The sequence below is a fragment of the Aliivibrio sp. S3MY1 genome, assembly GCF_028765575.1.
GTDB lineage: Bacteria > Pseudomonadota > Gammaproteobacteria > Enterobacterales > Vibrionaceae > Aliivibrio.
This window is the reverse complement of record NZ_JARACO010000078.1, coordinates 1-1,180: the sequence shown is the minus strand read 5'-3', so window position 1 is coordinate 1,180 and position 1,180 is coordinate 1. Positions and strand designations below refer to the sequence as shown.

Below are 1,180 nucleotides of genomic sequence, written 5' to 3'. Positions count from 1 at the left end.
GCGAAGATTTTAGCAACAACACCAGCACCAACTGTACGGCCACCTTCACGGATTGCGAAGCGTAGACCTTCGTCCATTGCGATTGGAGCGATTAGCTCAACCGTCATTTGAACGTTGTCACCAGGCATTACCATTTCAACACCTTCAGGAAGTGTGATATCGCCAGTTACATCCGTTGTACGGAAGTAGAACTGTGGACGGTAACCTTTGAAGAAAGGAGTATGACGGCCGCCTTCATCTTTAGAAAGAACGTATACTTCTGACTCAAATTTAGTGTGTGGTTTGATTGAACCTTTAGCAGCAAGTACTTGGCCACGTTCAACGTCATCACGCTTAGTACCACGTAGTAGTGCACCAACGTTCTCACCAGCACGACCTTCGTCAAGCAGTTTACGGAACATTTCAACACCAGTACATGTAGAAACTGTAGTTTCTTTGATACCAATGATTTCTACTTCGTCACCTACACGTAGGATACCACGTTCGATACGACCAGTAACAACAGTACCACGACCTTGAATTGAGAATACATCTTCAATTGGAAGTAGGAAAGGCATGTCTACAGCACGCTCTGGAAGAGGGATGTAAGTATCTAGAGCTGAAGCTAGCTCAATGATCTTATCTTCCCACTCTTTCTCGCCGTTTAGTGCGCCAAGAGCTGAACCTTGGATTACTGGTAAATCATCACCTGGGTAATCGTATTCAGAAAGAAGTTCACGAACTTCCATTTCTACTAGCTCAAGAAGCTCTTCATCATCAACCATGTCACATTTGTTCATGAATACAACGATGAAAGGAATACCAACTTGACGACCAAGTAGGATGTGCTCACGTGTTTGTGGCATTGGACCATCTGTTGCAGCAACAACTAGGATACCACCATCCATTTGAGCAGCACCAGTGATCATGTTTTTAACATAATCGGCGTGTCCAGGACAGTCAACGTGTGCATAGTGACGCTCAGGTGTATCGTACTCAACGTGAGAAGTTGAGATTGTGATACCACGCTCGCGCTCTTCTGGAGCGTTATCGATTGATGCGAAATCTTTAGCAACACCACCGTACACTTTTGCAAGTGTTGTACAGATAGCAGCAGTTAGAGTTGTTTTACCGTGGTCAACGTGGCCGATAGTACCAACGTTTACGTGCGGTTTCGTACGTTCAAATTTTTCTTTAGACA

At 44.7% G+C, this 1,180-nt stretch carries 1 protein-coding gene; it reads right to left on the bottom strand.

Translation table 11 applies throughout. The features are described from left to right. Window positions 1–1,180: elongation factor Tu (gene tuf / locus PVK62_RS17295; protein WP_274445620.1), on the bottom strand; the 1,180-nt coding region annotated here is incomplete at both ends.